The following is a 1,104-nucleotide window of genomic DNA, read 5'->3' on the forward strand; positions in this document are numbered from 1 at the left end:
GGTCTACACGCCGCCGCCCCTCCGGTCACCGCCCCGTCGGCTGGGCCGGCAGCGTGTAGACGTGTTGGGGCGTCACGATCCGGGTGATCGCCTCGCCGAAGAGGGTGCTCGGCTCCGAACCCCGGTAATCGGTGTCCGTGTTGAGGAGCACGACCAGCGTCGTCCTCGTTTCCGGCAGGTACACGACCAGCGATTCGTAGCCCGGCAGCGAGCCGTTGTGGCCGATCCAGCCGTGGACGTCGAAGACCCCCAGGCCGTATCCGGTGTCCGGCAGACCGCTGGGCCCCGTTTTCAGCCGCTCGGCCTGGGTGGCGGGGGTGAGCAGCGTGCCGGTGGCGAGGACCCGGGCCCAGACGCGCAGGTCGCGCTGGTCGGATATGGCTCCCCCGGCGGCCCACGCCCAGGAGGGGTTCCAGTCCGTCGCGTTCCGCGTCCGGCCGTTCGCCGTCTGGTCGGTGTAGCCCTGGGCGTGCGGGGCCGGGAACTCCGTGCCGCGCGGCAGGAACGTGTGGTGCATGCCCGCCGGTCCGAAGACGTTCCGTTCGAGGTACTCCGCCAGCGGCAGCCCGCTCACCTTCTCCACCACCAGCCCCAGCAGGATCGCGTTGGTGTTGCTGTACTCGAACTTCTCGCCCGGCCGGAACTGCAGGGGATGCCCGAAGGAGTACGCCAGCAGCTCCTGCGGGGTGAACGGCCGGCGGGGGTCGCTCGTCAGCGCCTTGAAGAAGTCCGGGTCCATGGAGTAGTTGAAGAGCCCGCTGCGCATCCCCGCCAGATCGCGCAGGGTGATCCGGTCCCCGTCGGGAACGCCCTTCACGTACCTGCCGATCGGGTCGTCCAGCCCGACCTCGCCCCGGTCGACGAGGGTGAGCAGGGCCGTCACCGTGAACGTCTTGGTCACGCTGCCGACCCGCATGTTCAGGCCGGTCGACATGGGCGCGCCCGATGCCTTGTCGGCGGTGCCGAAGGCCCGTACGTAACTGCCCTTGCCCGGTGTCCACAGCCCGACCGTGACCCCCGGCACCCCCGCCTCGCGCATGACCTGCCGCACCGCCCGGTCCAGCTGCCTGCTCACGGCGGGCGTGAGTTCCGGGAACCCGGGGG

General features: G+C 70.8%; 1 protein-coding gene. It reads right to left on the reverse strand.

Annotated elements, in window-relative coordinates:
• Positions 1–25: 25 nt before the first annotated feature.
• A partial coding sequence (locus EAO76_RS40830; RefSeq protein WP_148841300.1) for a serine hydrolase occupies positions 26–1,104 on the reverse strand: 1,079 nt, incomplete at its 5' end.

The organism is Streptomyces sp. sk2.1, assembly GCF_008120935.1.
GTDB lineage: Bacteria > Actinomycetota > Actinomycetes > Streptomycetales > Streptomycetaceae > Streptomyces.